Origin of the sequence: Lysobacter cavernae (assembly GCF_042648505.1) — a bacterium.
GTDB classification, from domain to species: Bacteria; Pseudomonadota; Gammaproteobacteria; order Xanthomonadales; family Xanthomonadaceae; genus Lysobacter_L; species Lysobacter_L cavernae.
On the sequence record NZ_JBHRXK010000003.1, the window covers coordinates 207,123 to 229,480 of the forward strand.

Consider the following 22,358-nt stretch of genomic DNA (forward strand, 5'->3'; position numbering starts at 1 on the left):
CGATCCAGCAGGACAAGCCCAACTACTGCAATACCAACGTCGTTAACAGCGAAGGCGCCGGGGTGCTCGCTCCCCCGAAGCACCCCGGCGCCTTCGCCCACTTTGTATTCCCTGGGAGAGAGAAATGAAAAAAAGCACCCGTATCCTCAGCACCGGCGCATTGGCCACGGCCGTGATCGCCGCCTTGTCCGCCTTCGCGTCGGGCTACACCACCAGCCCGATCGTCTCGTCGACGGCCAGCGTGGGCGCGGCGACCGGTTCCTCTGCCGCCCAAGGCACGTCGCCCGGCACCAAGGTCATGCTTGCCAGCACGCCGCAGCAGACCAACTTCAACCGCTTCATTGTCAAGTACAAGGACGGCGCCGTCGCACAGCGCAGCCAGTCGGCCGCGCTGAGTGCATTGAATGCCGCCGCCACCCGCGCCGGCGTCGCCGGCATGAAGGCCGGTGCCAACGGCGTCAGCACGGCATTGACCCTGCAGCATGTGCGCAAGCTGGCGATCGGTGCCGACGTGATCCGTTTGTCGCGCGGCCTGAACCAGACCGAGGCCGACGCACTGCTGGCGCAGCTGCGCAGCGACCCGGCCGTGCAGTACGCGCAGCCGGACTACATCAAGTACCGCTCCGACTTCATCCCCAACGACAACCGTTTCGACCTGCAATGGCACTACACCAATGCGGCCAGCGGCATCCGCGCGCCGAAGGCGTGGGATACCTCGACCGGTGAAGGCGTGGTGGTGGCGGTGCTGGACACCGGCTACGTCGACCACAGCGACCTCGACGCCAACATCGTCCCCGGCTACGACTTCATCGCCGCGTACGGCCAGGACGCCAACAACCCCGACATCGCCGGCGACGGTGACGGCCGTGATGCTGATGCGCACGACACCGGCGACTGGACCGACGCCTCCATGCCGTGGTGCGGCCGCAACAGCAGCAGCTCGTTCCATGGCACCCACGTCGCCGGCACGGTTGCGGCGGTCACCAACAACGGGATCGGCGTGGCCGGCGTGGCCTTCAATGCCAAGGTGCAGCCGGTGCGCGTACTCGGCCATTGCGGTGGCTTTACCTCGGACATCGCCGACGCGATCACCTGGGCTTCCGGTGGTACCGTCGCGGGCGCGCCGGACAACAGCGCCAATCACGCCGAAGTGCTGAACCTGAGCCTGGGTGGCTCCGGTTCCTGCGGCAACGACACGGTGACCCAGGCTGCCGTCGACGGCGCCATCAGCCGCGGCGTGACCGTGGTCGTGGCCGCCGGCAACTCCAACGCCGATGCGGCCAACTTCTCGCCGGCCAGCTGCAAGGGCGTGATCACGGTCGGTGCCAACGGCGTCGACGGTGCCAAGTCGTGGTTCTCCAACTACGGCCCGACCGTCAGCGTCACCGCCCCAGGCGGCAACGCCACCAGCGGCGATGCACCGGACAATGCGTGGATCTGGTCGCTGGGCAACCGCGGCACCAAGGCGCCGATCGCCGGACCCGAGGGCGAGGCGCTGATCGGCAACATCGGCACCTCGATGGCCAGCCCGCACGTGGCCGGTATCGTCGCCTTGATGCAGAGCGCCGCCGTGGCTGCGGGCAACCCGGCGCTGACCCCGGCGCAGGTGCGCACCATCCTGCGCCAGACCGCCAAGCCGTTCACCGTGCTGCCGCCGTCGAGCACGCCGATGGGCGCGGGCATCGTCGATGCCGCCGCCGCCGTCGCGGCCGCCAGCCAGCCGGTGCCGACGGATGAGCCGTCGGTGCTGCTGGTCAACCGCCAGGCCATCAGCGGCCAGACCGGCGCCGCCGGCGACAGCCTGCTGTACATGATCAACGTGCCGGCCGGCACCAGGAGCCTGAACCTGCGCAGCTACGGCGGCACCGGTGACGTGTCGCTGTATGTGTCCCACGAAGTGATTCCGACCACGGTGCTGTACGGCCGCAAGTCGGCCAAGACCGGCAACGCCGAGGCGGTGGTCATCACCAACCCGGCGCAGGGCACCTGGTACCTGCGCGTGGCCGGCGAGAAGGCGTTCGCCAATGTCTCGGTGATGGGCCTGTACTGATCGTTTGATCGACCGGTACGTCGGCAAGCAGAAGGGAGGCGGGGAAACCCGCCTCCTTTTTTGGTGACGCGGTTCCGGTTGGCGGCTGCGGGTGATGAAGAGGCTCGGGTAGAGTGCAAGCGCAAGCCAGCACTGTTCCTCCCCCGTCCGTGCAGGAAGTCGACGCAATGGCCTTTCCGCTTGATGACACCCCCCGTATCACCCTGCTCGAGGACGACGCCGAGCTGCGCGAGGACATCCTCCTGCCGGGACTGACCCACTACGGATTCCACGCCGTCGGCGTGGGGACGGCATCGGCGCTGTACGAAACCCTGCAGACGAATGCCCCCGACATCGTGGTGCTGGACGTCGGCCTGCCCGATGCGGACGGCTTCAGCGTGGCGCAAGCGGTGCGCGCCCTGTTGCCGCGCATCGGCATCATCATGCTCACCGGTCATGGCGAGACCTCCGACCAGGTGCGCGGCCTGAGCCACGGCGCCGATGCCTACCTGGTCAAGCCGGCGCAGGTCGAGTTGCTGGCCGCGACGGTACACAGCCTGCTGCGCAGGTTGCGCGGTCGTGCCGCGCCGGTGCCGACCAAACGCTGGCATTTCGATGCCAAGGACTGGTGCCTGATTTCGCCGATGGGGCGCACGGTGGCGCTGAGCAAGACCGAGCAGCGGGTGATGAGTTGCCTGGCGTCATCGTTGGGCCAGCTGGTGACGCGCGAGCAACTGGTCGCGGCGGTGGCCGACAACGTGCACGACTACGACCCGCACCGGATCGAATCCCTGATCCACCGCCTGCGCCGGAAAGTCGCCAGCCAGTGCGGCGAGTCGCTGCCGCTCACCGCCGTCCACGGCAAGGGCTACGTGCTGGACGACGAGCGTCGGCCGGCCGATTGAAACCTGCGCACTGCGCGCCCCGTGGCGCGATCAAGTGTCACCGGGTGGTGCCATCAATGGCAGGCGGACACGGAATGCGGTGCCTTGCCCCACGGTGCTGCGCACCTGGATATCGCCACCGGCGACGTGTACCAGGTCGCGGATGACCGAGAGCCCGAGTCCCGTTCCTTCCATCGCCGACTTGGTGCTGAAGAACGGCTCGAAGATGCGCTGCTGCACGTCTTCGTCCATGCCGTGACCGGTGTCCGACAGCGTGATTTCGACGGCTTCGTCGGTAGCCGCGCCGAGCTGGATATGGAAGCGTCCACCCTCGGGCATGGCATCGCGCGCGTTGGCGGCGATGTTGAGGATCAGCATCTCGAATTCGCTGCGATCGATCCGGACATGGAGCGGATCGGCTCCAACCAGCACTTCGACACGCACTGATCGTGGAAACAGCTGCCGCAGCATCGGTTGCAGCTCAGTGAGAACCTGTCCGGCATTGAAAACCTGCGGGTTGGCCAGGTCGTGGCGACTGAAGGAAAGCAGTTTGCGGGTGATGGCGGCGCCACGTGTCGCGGCCACTTCGACGCCGTTGAGCGCCTTCGCGAACGCGGCATCGCGCGCGTCGTGGTTCTCGATGTCCGGAATGTCATGGCGTTGCCCGGCATAACCGAGGATCACATCGAGGATGTTGTTGAAATCATGCGATATGCCGCTGGCGAGGCGACCGCTGGCTTCCAGCTTCTGGGCGTGGATCAGCTGTGCCTGCGCGCGTTCGCGCTCGGCCATCTCGTGCTGCAGTTCGCGGCCGCGTGCATTGGATTCGAACAGGCTTTCGCGCAGCGCCGCTACTGAACGGTCGAGAACGATGGTGATGAGCGCATAACTGATCACCACTGCCGGCAGATTGACCAGGGCAACGCCCACCGGCACGCCGCTATCGAGCGCACGGTTCACGTTGACAGCGAATCCGGTCGCGAACACTGCCATCAGCAGGCCGAATGTGATCCACAACGCGCGTCGCCCCAGCACCAGTCCACTGATGACCAGGGTCAGCATCGTGGGCGCCGGATCGATCAGCTGTGACAGCACGCCGACCCTGAAAAACACGATCTCCAGTGAGATCAGCTGCAGCGCGAGGAACAGCATGATCGCCGGCTTGAACCGGCCATGCCGGATCAGGGCGATGCTGACCAGGGCCAGTGCGGCGACCAGCATGTCCATCGCGAAGATGAACATCCTGGCCTCGTTGATTTCGCCGCCGCTGGCGAGGCGCCAGGCCCAGTTCGCCGGCAACAGCACGCCATAGCACAGCAACAGGAGCTGCATGACCGGCGCGTTGCGGCGATCGATCCCATCGGCGATCGGGGCGTTGTGCAGCCAACGGACGGCGCTGTTCCAGACGTTCAAAGGCACCTCGATGCTGGGCGCCTGGTGTCAGGCGATCACGTCGAAAGTGTTCGCCCGGCCGGCTGGGTCGGCCCGGCCGGAGGTGAGCACATGGTGAGTATTGAATGAGCGAGACGTGCGTGACAACACGCGTCACCCCCGCTTAGTTTCGCTTGCGCCAGCTGACGTCGCGTTTCAGATAGTGACCCGGTACGGCGGCCAGGCATCTGCCCAGGGTGGGGGAGGTGCCGAACAAATCAACTGCATCCGATGCAGCGGCAACGGTCGTTTTCGATCGTTTTGGGCCGACGGGCGTCGTTTGCTCTCGAACAATCGAATCAGGGCGGAGGGGTGTGGATGAACAAGATTTTCAGCTGGGTGTGGAGCAAGGCGCTGCAGCAGATGGTGGTCGCCTCGGAGCTGGCATCGGCGGGCGGCAAGCAGGGCGGCCGACGCCGCCTCGACATGGCGTTCGGCGTGGCCACCCTGACGATGTGCTTCGCGCTAGCCCCTCCACCTGCCGTGGGCGCCGAGACCGCTGAAGCGCTCGCGACGCCGGTCCAGGCAACCTGCGCGGTTGACCCGGCCGGCACCGAGTCGGGCCAGGCGAGCCCGGCCGATTGCGACGCCGCTGCCGCGACCACCGCCGCCACGCCGCTGCCCGACGACGCCCCCTACATCCAGATCACCCCGCCCGAAGACCTGCCGTGGACGCCGGAAATCGAAGGCCCGGTCGATGCCATGGCCAGTGGTAACAACGCCATGGCGATCGGTTCCGGTGCCAAGTCGGTGGGCGACAACGGCGTCGCGGTCGGCAACAGCAGCTGGGCGGAAATGAACTCGGCCACCGCCGTCGGCACCGAGAGCATCGCCTACGGCGTCGGTTCCAGTGCGTTCGGCCAGGGTGCGATGGCATTCGGTGATGCCAGCGTTGCGCTGGGCCAGAGCGCAGGTGCGTTCGGCTTCGGCAACACCGCGGTCGGCGCCTCGGCGGAAGCCTCGGCCGAGCAGGCCGCGACCGCGATCGGCGCGCTCAGCAGTGCCGCGGCCATGGGCTCGACCGCGATCGGCGGCATGGCCGAGGCCTATGGCGAGGGCAGCCTGGTCGGCGGCTTCGGCAGCGGCGCCAACGGCGAGGCCGGCGTGGCGCTGGGTGCGCGCTCGCGCGCGGTGATGGGTGACTTCGGTGTCGCCGTCGGTGGTTACAGCCATGCTGTCGGCCAGGGTGCCGTCGGCGTGGGCAGCAACAGCCTGGCCTATGGCCAGCACGCCGTGGCCACCGGCTACAACGCCGCTGCGACCGGCGATGGCACGGTCGCGGTCGGTGGCAGCGAGTGGACCGATCTCGACGGCGACGGCGCGCCGGATGTGGGCGAGGCCACCTTCGCCGAAGGCGCGGGCGCGATCGCGGTCGGCAGCCTGGCCGGGGCGAGTGGCAACGGCGCCCAGGCCGTCGGCAGCAACGCCCAGGCGCTGGCCAACAACGCCACCGCCAGCGGCGCGATGAGTGTGGCCGCGGGCGAGTCCAGCACCGCGACCGGCGCCAACAGTGTGGCCAATGGCCTCGAAAGCAGCGCTTACGGCGCCAACAGCTACGCCGATGCCGACCATTCCACGGCGGTCGGCAGCGGCAGCCTGGCCTTGGGTGCGGGTGCTTCCGCGCTGGGCGCGGGCACCAACGCGCTGGGTGAACGGTCCACGGCCGCCGGTTACGGCAGCGTCGCCAGTGGCAAGTCGAGCGTCGCCATCGGTGACGCGGTGCAGGCCAACGGCGCCTCCAGCCTAGCCCTGGGCAACAGTGCCAAAGCCGGATCGGACAATTCGATCGCCCAGGGCGGGCTGAGCCAGGTTGGCACGGGATCCAGCGGTGCCATCGCGATAGGCACCCTGGCTGGGGTGGGCAACAACGCCTTGAACTCGGTCGCGATCGGCGCCTTGGCTAGTGTCGACTCCGGCGCGCAGAACGCCATAGCCATGGGCACCTGGACCACGGTGGCCAACGATTTCAGCGTCGGCATTGGCAGCATCTTTGCCGGCTGGGTCGACAACGGCATCGTCATCCGCAATTCGTTCGTGGGCGGCGCCGCGGCGGTCGGTCTGGGCGCCGGCGTCTGGGCGAAAGGTGAGCGCAGTGTCGCGCTGGGTGCGCTGAGCACGGCCGAGGCCGCCAATTCTGTCGCGCTAGGCTTCAACTCATTGGCTGATCGCGAGAACACCGTGTCGGTGGGTCGCGCCGGGGCGGAACGCCAGATCACCAATGTCGCCGCCGGCACGCAAGCCACCGACGCGGTCAACAAGGACCAGCTCGACGACGCCACGCGTTACGTCAAAGCCAACGGTGCTGGCGATGGCAGTGACGATGCCGTGGCCGCGGGCGAATACGCCACCGCCACCGGCGCCAACGCCGTCGCCAACGGTGTCGAGAGCAGCGCTTACGGCGCCAACAGCTACGCCGATGCTGACCATTCGACGGCGATGGGCAGCGGCAGTCTGGCGCTGGGTGAAGGTGCGTCGGCGATCGGCAGTGGCGCCAACGCGCTTGGCACCGAGAGTGTCGCCAGCGGCTACGGAAGCGTGGCTTCGGGCGAGTGGTCGGTGGCGCAAGGCAGCAACAGCCAGGCGCTGGGCGAGGCCTCGATCGCGATGGGCGCGCAAAGCACCGCCAGCGGCGTCGACAGCATCGGCATTGGTGCTGGCAGCAATGCAGCGGGCGACCTCAGTACCGCCACCGGCACGTTGAGCCATGCCGGTGATTTCGGTGCCACCGCGTTTGGTCACAGTGCCTGGGCGGCCGGTCCGCTCTCGCTCGCGCTGGGCGCCGGCTCCACCTCGCTGGGCGAGGGCGGTGTCGCGATTGGCACCGGCAGCTACGTCGGCACCGCTGCCTTCCAGGGCATTGCCATTGGCGGTGGCGTGTCCGCCTACGGCAAGCTTTCGATCGCAATGGGTACCCAATGGACCACTGCGGGCGCCGACAGCTCGATCGCGATCGGCGGCACCAAGGCCTGCACCGGCTTCATGTGCATCGAGGAGAACACCGCGGCCTGGGGCATCAACAGCGTCGCGCTGGGGGCGGGGTCGCAGGCTCAGGCGGACGGTGCCACTGCACTGGGCAGCGGTTCCGGAGCAGGTGGGATCGATTCGATCGCGGTCGGCATGGACGCGAAGGCGTGGAACAACAACTCCACCGCCATCGGCGCCCGCACATTTGCGATGGGCGACAACTCGGTTGCGCTCGGCGCCGATTCGGTCACCTCGCGTGCCAACACGGTGACGGTGGGCAGCGAGTGGACCGGCATGAACCGCCAGATCACCGGCGTGGCGGAGGGCACCGAGGCCAACGACGCGGTGAACAAGGGGCAGCTGGATGAGCTGGCCGACAGCGTCGGCGATGCCAGCCACTACTTCGCCGCCGATGGCGCAGAAGATGGCAGCGATGAAGCCGTGGCGACAGGCGAGCATGCCACAGCGGCGGGTGCCAACAGTGTCGCCAAAGGCGTCGAAAGCAGCGCGGTCGGTTACCAGAGCAATGCCGAAGGCGATTACTCCACGGCGATGGGCAGCGGCAGCCTGGCGGCAGGCACGGGCAGCTCGGCGGTCGGGGCTGGCGCCAATGCGGTGGGCGATTACAGCGTCGCCAACGGTTACGGCAGCGTTGCCAGCGGTCAAGGTTCCCTGGCGCAGGGAGAAAGCAGCCAGGCGATCGGCGAGGCCGCGATTTCGATCGGTGCACAAAGTGTCGTCAGTGGTTTCAACGGTGTCGGCATCGGTGCGGGTGCTCAGGCGGGCGATCTCGGCACCGCGACCGGTGGATTGAGCAACGCCGGCGGTTTCGGTTCCAGTGCCTATGGTTTCAATGCACAGGCATTGGGAGATCTTTCGATGGCGCTGGGTACCGACTCGCGCGCGGACGGCGCGGCGTCCATTGCCATCGGCCTGCAGACCAATCCGTGGGGGGCCGGCGGCGAGCGCAGTGTCGCGATCGGTGGCATGACCACGGCCTCGGGTTTCGGCAGCGTGGCGATGGGGCCGCTCAGCCATGCCGACGGCGCCAGTTCGGTGGCGATCGGCAGCACGGTGCATTGCGAGGGCATCTGCTTCGAGCAGAACACCGGTGCCTGGGGCGCCAACAGCGTCGCCGTCGGTGCCGGCGCCAGTGCGCAGACCGACCTCAGCCTCGCGCTGGGTGCCCGCTCGGGCGTTTACAGCGAAAACTCGGTGGCACTGGGTGCGGACTCGGTGGCGGCGCGCGACAACAGCGTCGCGGTCGGCAATGAATTCACCGGCGCCACCCGCCAGATCACCGGCGTCGCCGCCGGCACCGAAGCCACCGACGCGGTCAACAAGGGCCAGCTTGACGAACTGGCCGACAGCGTCGGCGATGCCAATCACTACTTCGCCGCCAACGGCGCCGGTGACGGCAGCGACGACGCGATCGCCTCGGGCGAGCACGCCACCGCGGCCGGCGCCAACAGCGTCGCCAGCGGTGTCGAGAGCAGCGTGATCGGCTACCAAAGCAATGCGGTCGGCGATTACTCGCAGGCGATCGGTAGCGGCAGCCTGGCGCTGGGCGAGGGATCCTCGGCGATCGGTACCGGTGCCAATGCCATCGGCGACTACAGCAGCGCCAGTGGCTACGGCGCGGCCGCCACCGGCGGGCAGTCGATCGCGATCGGTAGCAACAGCGCCAGCGCTGGCGCCGACTCCATCGCCATCGGTCACGACAGCCGCACCCAGCACGGCGGCGGCATCGCGATCGGTGCCGGCAGTCTGTCGCAAGGCCTCGGTGCCACTGCCATGGGCCTGCAGGCGCAGGCTTCCGGCCTGGCGGCCACGGCGGTCGGCTTCGGTGCCTGGGCCATCGGCCGTGAAGCCACCGCGTACGGCACCTTTGCCTACGCCGAAGGCTGGCAGTCGACCGCCCTCGGCGTCCGATCCACCGCCGGCTTCTTCTCCACCGCCATCGGCAGTCTCAGCCAGGCCGCCGAGGTCGCCACCGCGGTGGGTCAAGGCACCATTGCCGACATCGCCGGCGCCGGCTTCGGCGTGCAGGCACGGGCCGGCATGTTCGGTGTCGCACTGGGCAACAACGCCGGCACCGGCGAAGGCGGCGTGGCTGTCGGTTTCAACGCGCTGGCCGGGCAGGACGGCAACAGCACGACCGAGGCGAAGTACGCCACCGCCATCGGCAACGAGGCCTGGGCCACCGAGGACGGCGCCAGCGTGGTTGGTTACAACAGCTACGCGCAGGCGGTGAACTCGACCGTGCTCGGCTCCAACGCGTGGACGACGAAGGAGGCGACCAACTCCGTGGTGCTGGGCGCAGGTTCGCTGGCCGATCGTGCCAATACGGTGTCGGTGGGTGCGGCGCAGGACTGGACCGACGCCGCCGGTGTGGTGCACGCCGCTATCGATCGCCAGATCACCAACGTCGCGGCCGGTACCGAGGCGACGGACGCGGTGAACAAGGCCCAGCTCGACGCGGTGGCCGGTAACGCCAGCGATGCCAGCCACTACTTCAAGGCCAGCGGCAAGGAGGACGGCAGCGACGACGCGCAGATCAGCGGCCAGGGTGCGCTAGCCGCCGGTGCCAATGCGGTCGCTGGCGCCAACGGTGCCACGGCGGTCGGTGCCAACAGCCAGGCCGGCAAGATCAGCGCCTCGGCCTACGGCAGCAATGCCAAGGCCGCCGAGACCAACGCCACCGCGCTGGGCGCCAACACGCAGGCGCTGGCCTCGACCTCGACCGCGGTCGGCTCCAATGCCCAGGCCCGTGCCACGGCGGCGACGGCGCTCGGCTTCGACGCCCGCGTCAACGACGGCGCGGTGGACGGCACCGCCGTCGGCGCGCGCAGCAAGGTCAGCGCCAGCAACGCCGTGGCATTGGGTGCGGGCTCGATCGCCGATCGCGCCAGCACCGTGTCGGTCGGTGCGGCCGGCAAGGAGCGCCAGATCGCCAACGTCGCCGCCGGTAGCGCCAACACCGATGCGGTCAACGTCGGCCAGTTGAATGCGGCCGTCGGTGAAGTCGGCGAAGAGTTGGCCACTGCGGTGAAGTACGACGACGAAGAGAAGTCATCGATCACCCTGGCGGGTGAGGACGGCACGGTGATCGGCAACGTCGCCGACGGTGCGCTGACCGCGGACAGTACCGATGCGGTTAATGGCCGCCAGCTGTTCCAGGTCGGCGATGCCACCGCGCAGATGCTCGGCGGCGGTGCGTCGATGGGACCGAACGGGATGGTCGGCCCGGTGTACGGCATCCAGGGCGGCAGCTACTACAACGTCGGCGACGCGCTGGGTGCGCTCGACGGTGCGGTGGACAGCCTCAACAGCCGTGTCGGCCAGCTCGAGCAGAAGCCGGGCAATGGCAACGGTAATAGCAACGGCAACGGCAACGGCAACGGCGGAAAGGGCAAGGGCCTGGCGGTCGATGCCACGGCCGTCGCCGTGGACAGCGGCACGGTGGTCGGCAGCGACACCGCGATCGAAGCGGTGGCCACCGACGCGGTTGCAGTCGCTGCCGAGGCCAATGTCACGGCCACGTCCGATGCCGCGATGGGTGAGGGCGCTTCGGCGACGGCGGAAGGCGCGGTCGCAGTGGATCAGGGCTCGCTGGCCAGCGAGGCCAACACCGTGCCGGCGGGTGCTGCTGGCAACCAGCGTCGCGCCGCCAGCGTCGCTGCCGGCGTCAATGCAGCCGATGCCGCCAACGTCGGTCAGGCACAGGCGGTCGATGCCGAGACGCTGGCCTCGGCCAACGCCTACACCGACACCACCGCGACGCAGACGCTGACCCGCGCCAACAGCTACACCGACAGCCGCTACCAGGCACTGAGCGATGAGTTCAGCGGCCTGCGCGACGAACTGGGCTACCGCCTCGGCCAGCAGGACGAGCGCATGGACCGTCAGGGTGCGATGAGCGCGGCAATGATGAACATGTCGATCAACGCCGCCAACAGCCGCAGCCCGCGCGGCCGCGTCGCGGTCGGTGCCGGTTGGCAGAACGGCGAGAGCGCGTTGTCGGTGGGCTACTCCAAGTCGATCGGTGAGCGTGCCTCGATCAGCATCGGCGGTGCCTTCAGCAGCGACGACAAGTCCGCCGGTGTCGGCTTCGGTGTCGATCTGTAACCCCGGCACGGCCGTCGTGCCGCGGTGTCGTCGCGATCCGTCGTGTGCAGGTACTCCGCCTGCACGCGACGTGGGACCGATCTGCCGACGGCAGCGGCGGCGCAGGCCACCACCCCGCAACAACCACCCGTGTTGAAAAGCGAAGGGCGGCGGGACTGGTTCCCCCGAAGCGGCACCGTCGTCCTTCGCCCAACTTTGTATTTCCTTGGGAGAGAGAAATGAAAAAGAGCACTCGCATCGTCTGCACCAGCACGCTGGCCACGGCCGTCGTCGCGGCCCTGTCGGCCTTCGCCTCGGGTTACTTCACCGACACCACGCCGTGGCCGAGTTCGGGCCTGAGCGCCGTCACCGGTTCCGCGGCGCCGTTCGCAGTGGGTAACAAGGTCCTGCTCGGCAGCAAGCCGGCGCAGGCCCGCTTCGACCGCTTCATCGTCAAGTACCACGACGGCGCCGTCGCGCAGCGCAGCACCGCCGCGCTGATCAACACCGTCAACGCCGCGGCCACACGCGCCGGCGTCGCCGGCATGAAGACCACGGCCAATGGCACCAGCACCGTGCTGGGGCTGCAGCACATGCGCAAGCTGGCGACCGGCGCCGACCTGATTCGCCTGTCGCGCCAGCTTGACCAGGCTGAGACCAATGCACTGCTCGAGCAACTGCGCGCCGACCCGGCGGTCAAATACGCGCAGCCGGACTTCATCAAGCAGCGCGCCGACTTCACCCCCAACGATCCGCGCCTCGACCTGCAGTGGCACTACACCCACCCGAGCGCCGGCATCAGCGCACCGGCCGCGTGGGACACCACCGCCGGTGAAGGCGCAGTAGTAGCGGTGCTCGACACCGGCTACCTCGACCACGCCGACCTCAACGCCAACATCGTCGCCGGCTATGACTTCATCATTGATACCGAAGTCGCCGGTGACGGCGACGGCCGCGATGCCGATGCGCACGACACCGGCGACTGGGTGGGTGGTGGTCGCAGCTCGTTTCACGGCACCCACGTCGCCGGCACCGTCGGTGCGGTGACCAACAACGGCCTTGCCCTGGCCGGCGTCGCGTTCGGCGCCAAGGTGCAGCCGGTGCGCGTGCTCGGCCACGGTGGCGGTTACACCTCCGACATTGCCGACGCGATCACGTGGGCCTCGGGCGGCAGCGTCGACGGCGTGCCGGACAACACCACGCCGGCCGAAGTGCTGAATCTGAGCCTCGGCGGTAGCGGTTCGTGCAGCCAGGACTCGGTCACCCAGGAAGCCATCGACGGCGCGGTCAGCCGCGGCGTGACCGTGGTGGTCGCCGCCGGCAACGACAACGACGATGCCGCGTTCCATTCGCCGGCCAGCTGCAAGGGCGTGATCACGGTCGGCGCCAGTGGCATCGACGGTGCGCGTTCGTACTTCTCCAACTACGGTGCCAGCGTCAGCGTGACCGCTCCAGGCGGCAATGCCACCAGCGGTTCCGATCCCAACGACCGCTGGATCTGGTCGCTCGGCAACAGCGGCACCACCACCCCGGTGGCCAGCCCGGACGGCGACCGCATGGTCGGCATGATCGGCACCTCGATGGCCAGCCCGCACGTGGCCGGCGTGGTCGCGCTGATGCAGTCCGCCGCGGTCGCCGCCGGCCGGCCAGCGCTGACCCCGGCGCAGGTCAAGACGATCCTGCGCAATACGGCCAAGCCGTTCACGGTGGCGCCACCGGTGAGCAAGCCGCAGGGCCCCGGCATCGTCAACGCCGCCGCGGCGGTGGAAGCGGCCACGCAGGACATCCCGGTCGATCAGGGTGAGCTGCTGAGCAACCGCGTGGCATTGGCCGGCCAGACCGGCGCCGCCGGTGACGCCAAGCTGTACAAGATTGTCGTGCCGGCCGGCAAGACCAGCCTCAACCTGCGCACCTACGGCGGCACTGGCAACGTCTCGATCTACGTCGGCTACGAGCGCATGCCGTCGGCGACCAGCTTCGACCGCAAGTCGGCCAAGCCGGGCAACAGCGAGGCGGTGGTGATCACCAACCCGGTTGCGGGCACGTACTACCTGAGCGTGGTCGGCGAGACCGCCTTCGCCAACGTCTCGGTGATGGGGCTGTACTGAGCTTGCTTGCAATCAGCGTTGCGAAAAGGAGGCGGGGCAACCCGCCTCCTTTTTTTGTGGACGAATCAACGCGTCAACGCCAGGTCGGCGATCAGCGCCGCATTGAATCGCTGCGGCGCCTCGACTTGCGGCGAGTGTCCGAGATCATCGAAGGCCACCAGCTTGGCATCGGGGATGGTTTGTGCGGCACGCCGGCCGAGAATGGGGTAGTCGCCCAAACGCTGGCGCAGCTCGGGCGATGCGCGATCACGGCCGATCGCGGTGCGGTCGCGCTGGCCGATGAACAAGGTGGTCGGCACGCGCAGCTGCGGAAACTCGTGCACGACCGGCTGGGTGAACACCATGTCCGACGTCAGTGCCTGATTCCAGGCCACGCGTTCGCGGCCCGGGCCGGCGTACAGGCCGGCGAGCATCCGTACCCAGCGGTCGTATTCGGGCTTCCAGTCGCCACCGTAATAGACCTCACGCTGGTAGCGCTTGATCGACTCGAAGCTCGTCTTCAGTTCGTTGGTGTAGTTGGCATCGACGCTGGCCCAGGGCACGCCCAGAGCCTTCCAGTCCTCCAGCCCGATCGGATTGACCAGCGCCAGCCGCTCCACCTGCTGCGGGTACATCAGTGCGTAGCGCGCAGCGAGCATGCCGCCCATCGAATGGCCGACCAGACTGGCACGCTCGATGCCCAGCGATTGCAGCAACCCACGCGTGTTGGCGGCGAGCTGTTGCAGGCTGTACTGGTAATGCGCCGGCTTGCTCGACTTGCAGAAGCCGATCTGGTCCGGTGCGATCACGCGGTAGCCGGCCTCGGCGAGCGCCGCGATCGTCGTCTCCCAGGTGGCCGCGCAGAAGTTCTTGCCGTGCAGCAACACCACGGTGCGGCCGTTGGGCCGCCGCGCGGCGACGTCCAGGTAGGCCATCTGCAGCGCATCGCCTTGCGAGGTCAGCGCGAACCGCTGTACCGGGTGCGGGTAGTCGAAACCCTCCAGCTCCATCCCGTAGGCGGAGTCGGATGCGGCATCGCCGGTGGGCGGCGCCGAGCCGGCCAGTAACGGCCAGGCGAACAGGCCCGCGGTCAGGCTGGCCAGGATCAAACGACGCATCGGCGCCTCCGTGCAGTGGGGAGAGTCCCACCATACCCATCAGCGAGGCGTAGCGTGCGAGGCCGTCACGATCCGGCCGTATCGGCAAGGAACGGCGTCGATGGAGAGACGGCGCCCATCAGACGCCAATAAAAAGGCGCCGATCCACGCGGGACCGGCGCCGGGGTAAACGCGCCTGTTTACTTCAGGGCGTTGCTGATGGCGTTGACCAGGGTGCCGGTGGAATCGTCACCGCTGAACTCCCAGAAGAACGCGCCGCCCAGGTTCTGAGCTTTCACGTAGCTCATCTTCTCGGTGACCATCTCGGGCGTGTCGTAGCTCCAGAAGGTGTTGCCGTCGTACTTCCAGGTGGCGCGGGCGTTGGTGTCGGTGTGGATGGTGCCGGGCTTGTTCTTCAGGACCTTGTAGTCCTCGTTGCCCGCTTCGTACGTGGCCGGTGCGGGGCTGCCGCTCTGGTAGAGGCCGTTGTTGACGTTGGCCACGTTGGTCCAGCCACGACCGTAGAAGCCGATGCCCAGGTTGAGTTTGGACGCCGGCACGCCACGGCTCAGGAACGCCTCCAGCGCATCATTTGTGTTGTAGAGCTTCTGGTCGCCCGTGGACGGATCGTTGGGCGAGTCGAACAGCGCCGAGTGATGGTTGGTCTGCGGGTCCCACGTACCGTGGAAGTCGTAGGTCATCACGTTGATGTAATCCAGGTACTGCGCATACGCGGCTGGATCGGTGACGCGGATCTTGTCGATGCCGGCGCCGGAGGCGATGGTCAGCAGCAGGCCGGGACGCACTGCATCGAGCTGGCGGCGGAACTCGGCCATCAACGCGGTGAAGTTGGCGTTGTCCTCCGGTTTGCCACAGGTCAGGCCGCAGGCGACGGGGTACTCCCAGTCGATGTCGATGCCATCGAACACGCCCACCGCTGCGCCTGGGCCACCGGCGTTGTCGGTGATCGGCAGGTTGCCGCGGATGTAGGCGTCGATGCACGAGCTGACGAAGGCGACGCGGTTCTCCGGGCGTGCGGCGGCGGAGAAATTGCGCGACCAGGTCCAGCCGCCGAGCGAGATCAACACCTTCAGGCCCGGATGCTTGGCCTTGAGCTGCTTGAGCTGGTTCCAGTTGCCGCGCAGCGGCTGGTCCCAGGTGTCGGCCGCGCCACTGACGCTTTCGCCGGCGCCGAACGACTTGCTGTAATCGGCGAAAGCATCGCCGCCGACGCCGGTGTTCGGGTCGGAAGCCTGCGTCACGCCCACTTCGCAGCGGTTGTTGCGGACGTTGCCGAAGGCGTAGTTGATGTGGGTGAGTTTGGATGCCGAGCCGCTGGTGTCGATGTTCTTGACCCGGTAGTTGCGGCCGTAGATGCCCCACTGGGTGAAGTAACCGATCACGCGCTTGTTGCCACCACCGCCACCAGACTGCGTGGTCGCGCTGACCGCACCGCTTTGTGCCGAGGCATTGGCGGGGCTGGCGTTGTCACGCGCGCGTACCGTGTAGGAGTAGGTCGTGCTCGCGGCGAGGCTATTGTTGGTGTAGCTGGTGCCGGTTGGCGAGGCGATCAGGCTGCCGTTGCGGTACACGTCGTAGCCGGCCACGCCGGTGCCGCCGGTGTTGTCGGTGGAGGCGTTCCAGCTCAGCGCGATGCTGCTGGACGACAGTGCGGTGGCTGCCAGCCCGGACGGCACACTGGGCGGCGTGGTATCGGTCGGAGGCGTGCCGTTGACGGTGATGCTGACCGTGGCCGACGTCGTCGCGGCGCCCTGGTTGTCGGTGGCGATGGCCTTGAAGATGTGGCTGCCGGCGGTGGCGTTGCTCCAGGTCGCCGCGTACGGCGCACTGGTATCGACGCCGAGCGAGGCGCTGCCGCGGAAGAATTCGACCTGGGCGATGCTGCCGTCGGCGTCGCTGGCATTGGCGGTGACGGCGATGCTGCTGCCGGCGCTATAGCTGCCGCCGTTGGTCGGCGAGGTCAGGGCAACGGTCGGCGCTTGGTTGGTGGCGCCGTTGACGGTGACGGTGACCGTGGCTGACGTCGTCGCGGCGCCCTGGTTGTCGGTGGCGACGGCCTTGAAGGTCTGGCTGCCGGCGGTGGCGTTGTTCCAGGTCACGCTGTACGGCGCACTGGTGTCGACGCCGAGCGAGGCGGTGCCGTGGAAGAACTCGACCTGGGCGATGTTGCCGTCGGCGTCGCTGGCGTTGGCGCTGACGGCGATGTTGCTGCCGGCACTGAAGCTGGCGCCGTTGCTGGGCGCGGTCACGGCCACGGTCGGTGACTGGTTGCCGCCGCCGGTGCCGCAGGCACCCAGGTCGGTGTACCAGCCGCAGCTCGGGCAGTGCGTGGGCGGCGCGTTCCAGATCTGGATCTGCGCCTGGTACAGGCGATTCTGGTAGACGAGCTTGTCGCCGGGGTTGTAGATCGTGGACGCACTCCACGCCGGCACTGCGGCGCACGACGCGCTCTGCGCGTGGGCCAGTTGCAGCGACGAGGCCGCCAGCAGGCACGACAGCCATAGCGTCGACCTGGCCCTTCTTGTGATCAGCCTTTGCATCAGTCTTCCCTCCCGTTGTGATTCACATCACGTGTGCCGTTCCGCCTGTTGGCGGCCGGTTCCTTTCCCCTGATTCGATGCTGGTACCTGAGGCGGTTCGGTCCGGTGCGCCATCGCTGTGGTTGGCGGTCTGCGGCGCGGTACCGTGCGGCTGTAGATCGCGCCCCGCTTCCTGTCGAAGGAAGCTTCGTTCGTACAGTTGCGGTCTTCGCCACCTGTTACGTGTCCTGTATTGACAACGTTGTCAGTCAGTGGCGAGTAAATTTGCGCCAGCAGTCACAAATCGGAGGCGGCATCACGCCGATCGTCGGCAACGCAACGGCCTTCACAGCCGTTGAATGCCCCGATCACGCTTGCGCAGTGACGGACTGCAGGCGGTGTGTCCGATAGGACAGGGCGAGACAGTGGAGGTCACCGCCGAGCCGTTTTGCACGGCGAAAGCGGGAAGCAAGGCGGCCGTGCGAGGCCGCTGCCCTCAATGCGACTGCTTGCTGTCGCGCAGTTTGCGCACCGTGGAGGCGTCCACCGCGGCCGTCTGCCCGCCATAGCGTTGGCGCAGCCAGCTGCTCAGGGCGACGACCTCGGCATCGTCCAGGTCGGCGGCAAAGCCGGGCATGTCCTGCATCCGCGCCAGGCCGGGGAAGTCGTGCTCGGGCAGGCCGTCGAGGATGGCGACGATCAGGTTGTGCGGGTCGGCATCGCGCACGCTGCTGTTCTCGCGCAGGCTCACTGCCACGTTCGGCACGCCTTCGCCGTCGCGGCCGTGACAGCCGGCACACAGGGCGAGGTAGTGGCGCTGGCCCGGGCTGTCCGCGGCGACGCCGGTCGGCATGGCGACGGACTTGGGTGCGGCGGGCTGATCACCGAGCAGGTAGGTGGTCATCGCGCTCAGGTCGGCGGCGTTGAGCCGGCTGGTCGACAGGTTCACCACCATCAGCATCTCGTCGGACGCCACCGCGCGTGCACTGATGCCGGTGCCCAGGTAGCTGTGCAGCATCGCCGCGTCCCAGCCGCGCGCGGCCAGGCCCGGTGGGCTGATGTCGGGCGTGGCGTAGCGGCCGAGTTGCTTGTTGCCGGCCAATGGCCGATCGCGATCGACCTGGCCGAGGGCGCCGCGCGGGCTGTGGCATTCGCCGCAGTGGCCGAGCGTTTCGACCAGGTAGCGCCCGCGCTGCCAGGCCGGCGAGGCGCCCTGCGAGGCGGACCGGGCTTCGGCGCCGGCGAAGAGCAGGTTCCAGCCGTGCAGGACGGTGCGGATGTTGGCGGGGAAGGCGACGCTGTTTTTCTTGTTGTCCTGGCGCACCGCCGGCTGGTTCATCAGGTAGGCGTAGATCGCATCGCTGTCTGCGCGTGCGATGTGCTTGTAGGACACGTACGGCATCGCCGGGTACAGCTGATGGCCGTCGCGTGCTTCGCCTTTCGTCAGCGCGTGGAAGAAGTCGTCGGCGGTGTAGCGGCCGATGCCGGTATCCGGGTCGGGCGTGACGTTGGTGCCGTGGATGGTGCCGAACTGGGTCGGCATCGGCACGCCGCCGGCGTACGGCGCACCACCCGTGGCGGTGTGGCAGGCGGCGCAGTCGGCCGCGGCGGCGAGGTAACGGCCGCGTTCGAGTTGTTCGGGGGTGGCCTGGACCTGCTGCACCGGGCCGCGGTTCGACCACCAGCGCGAGATCCAGCCGATCAGCAACAGCACCAGCGCGAGTACCAGCACGATCAGCACCAGCCAGGCGAGCACCCGCTTCCAGTGGCCGCGGCCTGTCTTGAAGCGGCTCATCGCGCGCCCTCCTTGACCAGCCCCGGTGTCTTCAGCACCAGCTCCTTCACCGCCTGGTAGTAGCGAACGTAGCCGGTGCAGCGGCACAGGTGCGGATTGAGCGCCTGCGTGATCGTTGCCTCGACATCGTCTTTCGCGACCGGCGTCTTGGTCAGAGTTTCAAGCAGCACCGTCGCCGCATTGACGAAACCGGGCGTGCAGTAGCCGCACTGGAAGCTGAAGTGGTCGAGGAACGCCTGCTGCACCGGCGACAGTTCGACCAGTTGCCCGCTCTCGTCACGTTTGGCGTGGCCTTCGACGGTGCGGATGCGCTTGCCGTCGAAGTAGTGCGCGCCGGTGATGCAGCTACGCACTTCGCGCGGGCCACGCTCGTCGTCGACGATCACGGTGCAGGCCCGGCACACGCCCTGGCCACAGCCGAAACGCGTGCCAGTCAGGCCCAGGTACTCGTAGAGCACATCGACCAGCATCATGTCCTCGGGCACGTCCAGTGGACCGTGCGCCCGGCCGTTGATCTGCAGCGTCAGCGGCCGCGTTCTGCTCGGCGATGCGCTCATGCCGCTTGCTCCTCGGCGCGGTTCTTGGGCTCGACGCGGCCGGTGGCCAGCGCGGCAAGCACCTTCTCCGGTGTCACCGGCAATTCGCGGAAACGCAGGCCGGTGGCGTGGGCGATGCCGTTCACGATCGCCGGCACCACCGCGATCATCACCACCTCGGCCATGCCCTTGGGTGGATCGGTGTCGGACAGCGCCGGCAGCACCTCGCCGGTCTGCGCCCACACCGCGACATCGCGTGCGCGCGGCAGGGTGTAGCGGTTGAAGTTCCAGGTGCCGTCGCCGGGTCCGTCCTCGTACAGCGGCAGGTACTCGTGCAGCGCGTGGCCGATGCCCATCGCCAGACCGCCCTGCAACTGCCCGGACACCAGCTCGGGCACGATCGGGTTGCCGCACTCGAGCACCGAGTGGTGGTTGAGCAGTTCGACCTGGCCGTTGGCGGTGTCGACCGCGACCTCGGCGATCGTGCCGATCGCGCTGTAGTAGACGACGCCGGCGTTGTTGCGTTGGGTCGGCGGGTAATCCACGCGGGTGCGCTCGATCATGCGATAGCCGTTGGCGGTCGGCATGCCTTTGCCGGTGGTGTTGCCATCGCCCCAGCGCAGGGCGATGCCGTCCAGTGGCAGGCGCGCGTCATCGCCGTCGAGCGGGAAATCGGCCTCGGCCCATTGCCAGCGGTTGAAGGTGTGCACGATCGCGCCGGTGGCCAGACCGAGTTCGAAGGCCTTGGCGACGAGCTGTTCGAGCGGCAGCGCACTCAAGCCACCGGCGGTGAGCTTGCCGTCGACCCAGCGTGCTTCCTCGCGACGCACCGACAACGGCGCCAGCTGACCGCCGCCGAAGCCCTGGCTCCAGATCGCGAGTGCCGCCGGCCACAGGCCCTGGGTGAACAACAGCCGCGCCGCCTCGCGCGTGGCGTGGGAGAAGAAATACGCCGAGTTGCTGGCGCTACTCGGGCTCACCACGTTCGGTGTCCAGCGCGGGTTGCCGACATTGCGGTCCTGTTCGGCCTGCTGCATCAGCCACGGGTCGCCGGTGGCGATCATCGGCAGCTCCGGCCAGTCGCTCTCGCCCGTACGCACCTCGTCGGCCGGGCGGCCCAGCCACGGGATGCAGGCCGCGGCCTGGCTGGTGGCCATGCCGGTGCCCATTTCCACGCCGATATGGCGCAGCAGCAACTGGCCGTCCTTCGACAGGGATACTTCGGCGAACGCGGCCTCGGCGCCGGTGCCGAAGTCCTTCTGCACGCAGCCGAAGCCGACGCCGTAGCGCTTGCCGGGATGCGCGGTCTCGTACGCGTTCTTGCGCTGGTCGCGATCGCGCCACAGCGGGTGCGCCCGGCATTTCGCGAGCACCTCGTCGGCGCGCTGCACGCCGCCGGGGATCGCGCCTTGGGTGTTCTTCATGCCCGAGGTGAACACGTTGCGCTGGCGCAGCTCGATCGGGTCGATCTGCAGTTCGGCGGCGACCTCGTCGACCAGCATCTCGGTCGCGCCCATGCTCTGCAGGGTGCCGTAGCCGCGCGCCGAACCGGCATCGAGCGCGCGCGAGGCAACCACGGTGCTCGCCAAATCACTGCGCGGAAAGTAGTAGATCGACTGCGCCGCGGTCGCCGCGACCAGGCACACCGACGGCGAGAAATTCTGGCGGCCGCCGCCGTCGCCGACCATGTCGCCCTGGAACACCTCGAACTTGCCGCTCTTGCGGTCGACGGCGATGCGGTAGTGGATGCGGAAACTGTGGCGCTTGAGGCTGGCCTGGAACTGCTCGTAACGGTCGTTGGCCAGCCGCACCGGGCGGCCGTCGCCGTAGAGGCCGGCCATCAGCGCGTAGAACGGGAACGGGTTGTGGTCCTTGGAGCCGTAACCGACCGTGTAGCACGGGTGCAGCACCAGCCGCTTCACGCCGAGCTTGCTGGCAGCGAGCATCTTCGCACCGGCCTCGGCGACTTCCTGCGGCGACTGCGTGGCCGAGACCAGGTGCAGCGTGGCGGTGGCGGCGTCGAACCAGGCGTTCCCGTTGTCGGGTTCGAGCGCAGCGGTGTCGATCGATTGCGAGAAGTACTCGCGCTGCAGCACCAGTTGGCCGTCGCCGGGTGCGTCCAGCGCCGCGGCGATCTCGCCCGCGTACGCCGCGCCTTGCGCGTCGAGTCCACCTCGCGGATTGGCCTGCGGCCATTGCGGCCGCTTCTTGCTGTAGCTCAGCGGGTACAGCGGTGTGTCCTTGAGGCTGGAATAGACGTCGTCGTCGAACGCGGTAGCACCGCCGACGCGGACGTAACGGAACGCGGCCCAGGGGTCGCGTTCGAGCAGGCCGGTCTGGCCGCCCCAGCGGATCAGGTCGTCACGGAACTTGAGCGCGGTCTTGGCGCTGCGGAAACGGGCGAAGTCGTGCCACACCAGCAGCGCGACCGCGTGGCCGAGGTAGGCCGGCGTCTTGCCTTCCGGCAGCAGCATGTCTTCGCCATAGAACGGCGGGAACTGCACAGCGTCGCGCTGCAGGTCGGCGGCGGTGACGATGCGGTCGGGCTGGAGTCCGTCGCCGAGGATCGACAAGTCAAAACCGGCGTAGGCCTGGTCCGCCTTGGTCGTCCGCAACAGCATCGCGTGCGATTGTTGTTGCGGCCAACCGGGCAGGTCGCGGGCGCGCATGTCGAAACTGAAAAGCTTCTCGCCGGTGACCTTGGCGGTGGCGTCGGTGCGGTAGCGGATCTTGCCGGTTTTCGCGTCCCACGGCAGTGGACGCAGGCGTTCTTTCTCGAACAAGGCGGCCAGCGCGGCGTTGCCGGGCGTGGCGATGTACACCGAAATGCCCGCGACCACGCTGCATTTGAGGAAGTCGCGACGACTCAAGCGGGCTGGCATGGGCAA

Annotated in this window: 11 protein-coding genes; 5 read left to right on the forward strand and 6 right to left on the reverse strand. The window is 68.1% G+C overall.

Going from position 1 to position 22,358, the window contains the following annotated elements; genetic code table 11:
- Nucleotides 1-124: 124 nt before the first annotated feature.
- Together ACFOLC_RS08065 and ACFOLC_RS08070 are read left to right on the forward strand one after the other, a co-directional pair.
- Nucleotides 125-2,050, forward strand: a complete 1,926-nt coding sequence (locus ACFOLC_RS08065; protein WP_386758730.1) for a S8 family peptidase — start codon at nt 125-127, stop codon at nt 2,048-2,050.
- Between the two features lie 167 nt (nt 2,051-2,217).
- Nucleotides 2,218-2,934: a response regulator transcription factor gene (locus tag ACFOLC_RS08070; protein ID WP_386758731.1), complete on the forward strand. Its 717-nt coding sequence runs from the start codon at nt 2,218-2,220 to the stop codon at nt 2,932-2,934.
- A gap of 30 nt (nt 2,935-2,964) precedes the next feature.
- On the opposite strand, the gene ACFOLC_RS08075 is transcribed toward ACFOLC_RS08070, so the two are convergent.
- Nucleotides 2,965-4,245, reverse strand: a complete 1,281-nt coding sequence (locus tag ACFOLC_RS08075) for a sensor histidine kinase (protein WP_386758732.1) — start codon at nt 4,243-4,245, stop codon at nt 2,965-2,967.
- Between ACFOLC_RS08075 and ACFOLC_RS08080 the strand changes: the two genes are divergently transcribed.
- From ACFOLC_RS08080 to ACFOLC_RS08090, 3 genes are all read left to right on the forward strand, one after another.
- The gene (locus tag ACFOLC_RS08080; protein WP_386758733.1) at nt 4,244-4,423 is read left to right on the forward strand and encodes a hypothetical protein; all 180 of its coding nucleotides are present in this window, start codon (nt 4,244-4,246) and stop codon (nt 4,421-4,423) included. The genes ACFOLC_RS08075 and ACFOLC_RS08080 overlap by 2 nt on opposite strands.
- A gap of 239 nt (nt 4,424-4,662) precedes the next feature.
- Nucleotides 4,663-11,436, forward strand: coding sequence for an ESPR-type extended signal peptide-containing protein (locus ACFOLC_RS08085; RefSeq protein ID WP_386758734.1), 6,774 nt, complete (start codon nt 4,663-4,665; stop codon nt 11,434-11,436).
- Nucleotides 11,437-11,654: 218 nt separating this feature from the next.
- Nucleotides 11,655-13,523, forward strand: a complete 1,869-nt coding sequence (locus tag ACFOLC_RS08090) for a S8 family peptidase (RefSeq protein WP_386758735.1) — start codon at nt 11,655-11,657, stop codon at nt 13,521-13,523.
- 65 nt (nt 13,524-13,588) lie between these two features.
- Here ACFOLC_RS08090 and ACFOLC_RS08095 read toward each other — a convergent pair whose 3' ends face one another.
- From ACFOLC_RS08095 to ACFOLC_RS08115, 5 genes are all read right to left on the reverse strand, one after another.
- On the reverse strand, nt 13,589-14,620 hold the full coding sequence (locus ACFOLC_RS08095; protein WP_386758736.1) for an alpha/beta fold hydrolase: 1,032 nt from the start codon (nt 14,618-14,620) through the stop codon (nt 13,589-13,591).
- A 179-nt stretch (nt 14,621-14,799) separates the two neighbouring features.
- A complete protein-coding gene (locus tag ACFOLC_RS08100; RefSeq protein WP_386758737.1) occupies nt 14,800-17,160 on the reverse strand; it encodes a glycosyl hydrolase family 18 protein in 2,361 nt (786 codons plus the stop codon).
- A gap of 475 nt (nt 17,161-17,635) precedes the next feature.
- Nucleotides 17,636-18,934 carry a c-type cytochrome gene (locus tag ACFOLC_RS08105; RefSeq protein WP_386758738.1) on the reverse strand — a complete coding sequence of 433 codons (1,299 nt, stop codon included), beginning with the start codon at nt 18,932-18,934 and terminating at the stop codon, nt 17,636-17,638.
- Nucleotides 18,931-19,491 carry a (2Fe-2S)-binding protein gene (locus ACFOLC_RS08110; protein WP_386758739.1) on the reverse strand — a complete coding sequence of 187 codons (561 nt, stop codon included), beginning with the start codon at nt 19,489-19,491 and terminating at the stop codon, nt 18,931-18,933. The genes ACFOLC_RS08105 and ACFOLC_RS08110 overlap by 4 nt, the downstream gene beginning before the upstream one ends.
- Nucleotides 19,488-22,352 carry a xanthine dehydrogenase family protein molybdopterin-binding subunit gene (locus ACFOLC_RS08115; RefSeq protein ID WP_386758740.1) on the reverse strand — a complete coding sequence of 955 codons (2,865 nt, stop codon included), beginning with the start codon at nt 22,350-22,352 and terminating at the stop codon, nt 19,488-19,490. The genes ACFOLC_RS08110 and ACFOLC_RS08115 overlap by 4 nt, the downstream gene beginning before the upstream one ends.
- Nucleotides 22,353-22,358: the final 6 nt, after the last annotated feature.

Bases quoted from the DNA above. Each gene is read 5' to 3' on its own strand.
- ACFOLC_RS08065 (WP_386758730.1), top strand. From the start codon at position 125: ATGAAAAAAAGCACCCGTATCCTCAGCACCGGCGCATTGGCCACGGCC.
- ACFOLC_RS08070 (WP_386758731.1), top strand. From the start codon at position 2,218: ATGGCCTTTCCGCTTGATGACACCCCCCGTATCACCCTGCTCGAGGAC.
- ACFOLC_RS08080 (WP_386758733.1), top strand. From the start codon at position 4,244: ATGACCGGCGCGTTGCGGCGATCGATCCCATCGGCGATCGGGGCGTTG.
- ACFOLC_RS08075 (WP_386758732.1), bottom strand. From the start codon at position 4,245: ATGCAGCTCCTGTTGCTGTGCTATGGCGTGCTGTTGCCGGCGAACTGG.
- ACFOLC_RS08085 (WP_386758734.1), top strand. From the start codon at position 4,663: ATGAACAAGATTTTCAGCTGGGTGTGGAGCAAGGCGCTGCAGCAGATG.
- ACFOLC_RS08090 (WP_386758735.1), top strand. From the start codon at position 11,655: ATGAAAAAGAGCACTCGCATCGTCTGCACCAGCACGCTGGCCACGGCC.
- ACFOLC_RS08095 (WP_386758736.1), bottom strand. From the start codon at position 14,620: ATGCGTCGTTTGATCCTGGCCAGCCTGACCGCGGGCCTGTTCGCCTGG.
- ACFOLC_RS08100 (WP_386758737.1), bottom strand. From the start codon at position 17,160: ATGCAAAGGCTGATCACAAGAAGGGCCAGGTCGACGCTATGGCTGTCG.
- ACFOLC_RS08105 (WP_386758738.1), bottom strand. From the start codon at position 18,934: ATGAGCCGCTTCAAGACAGGCCGCGGCCACTGGAAGCGGGTGCTCGCC.
- ACFOLC_RS08110 (WP_386758739.1), bottom strand. From the start codon at position 19,491: ATGAGCGCATCGCCGAGCAGAACGCGGCCGCTGACGCTGCAGATCAAC.
- ACFOLC_RS08115 (WP_386758740.1), bottom strand. From the start codon at position 22,352: ATGCCAGCCCGCTTGAGTCGTCGCGACTTCCTCAAATGCAGCGTGGTC.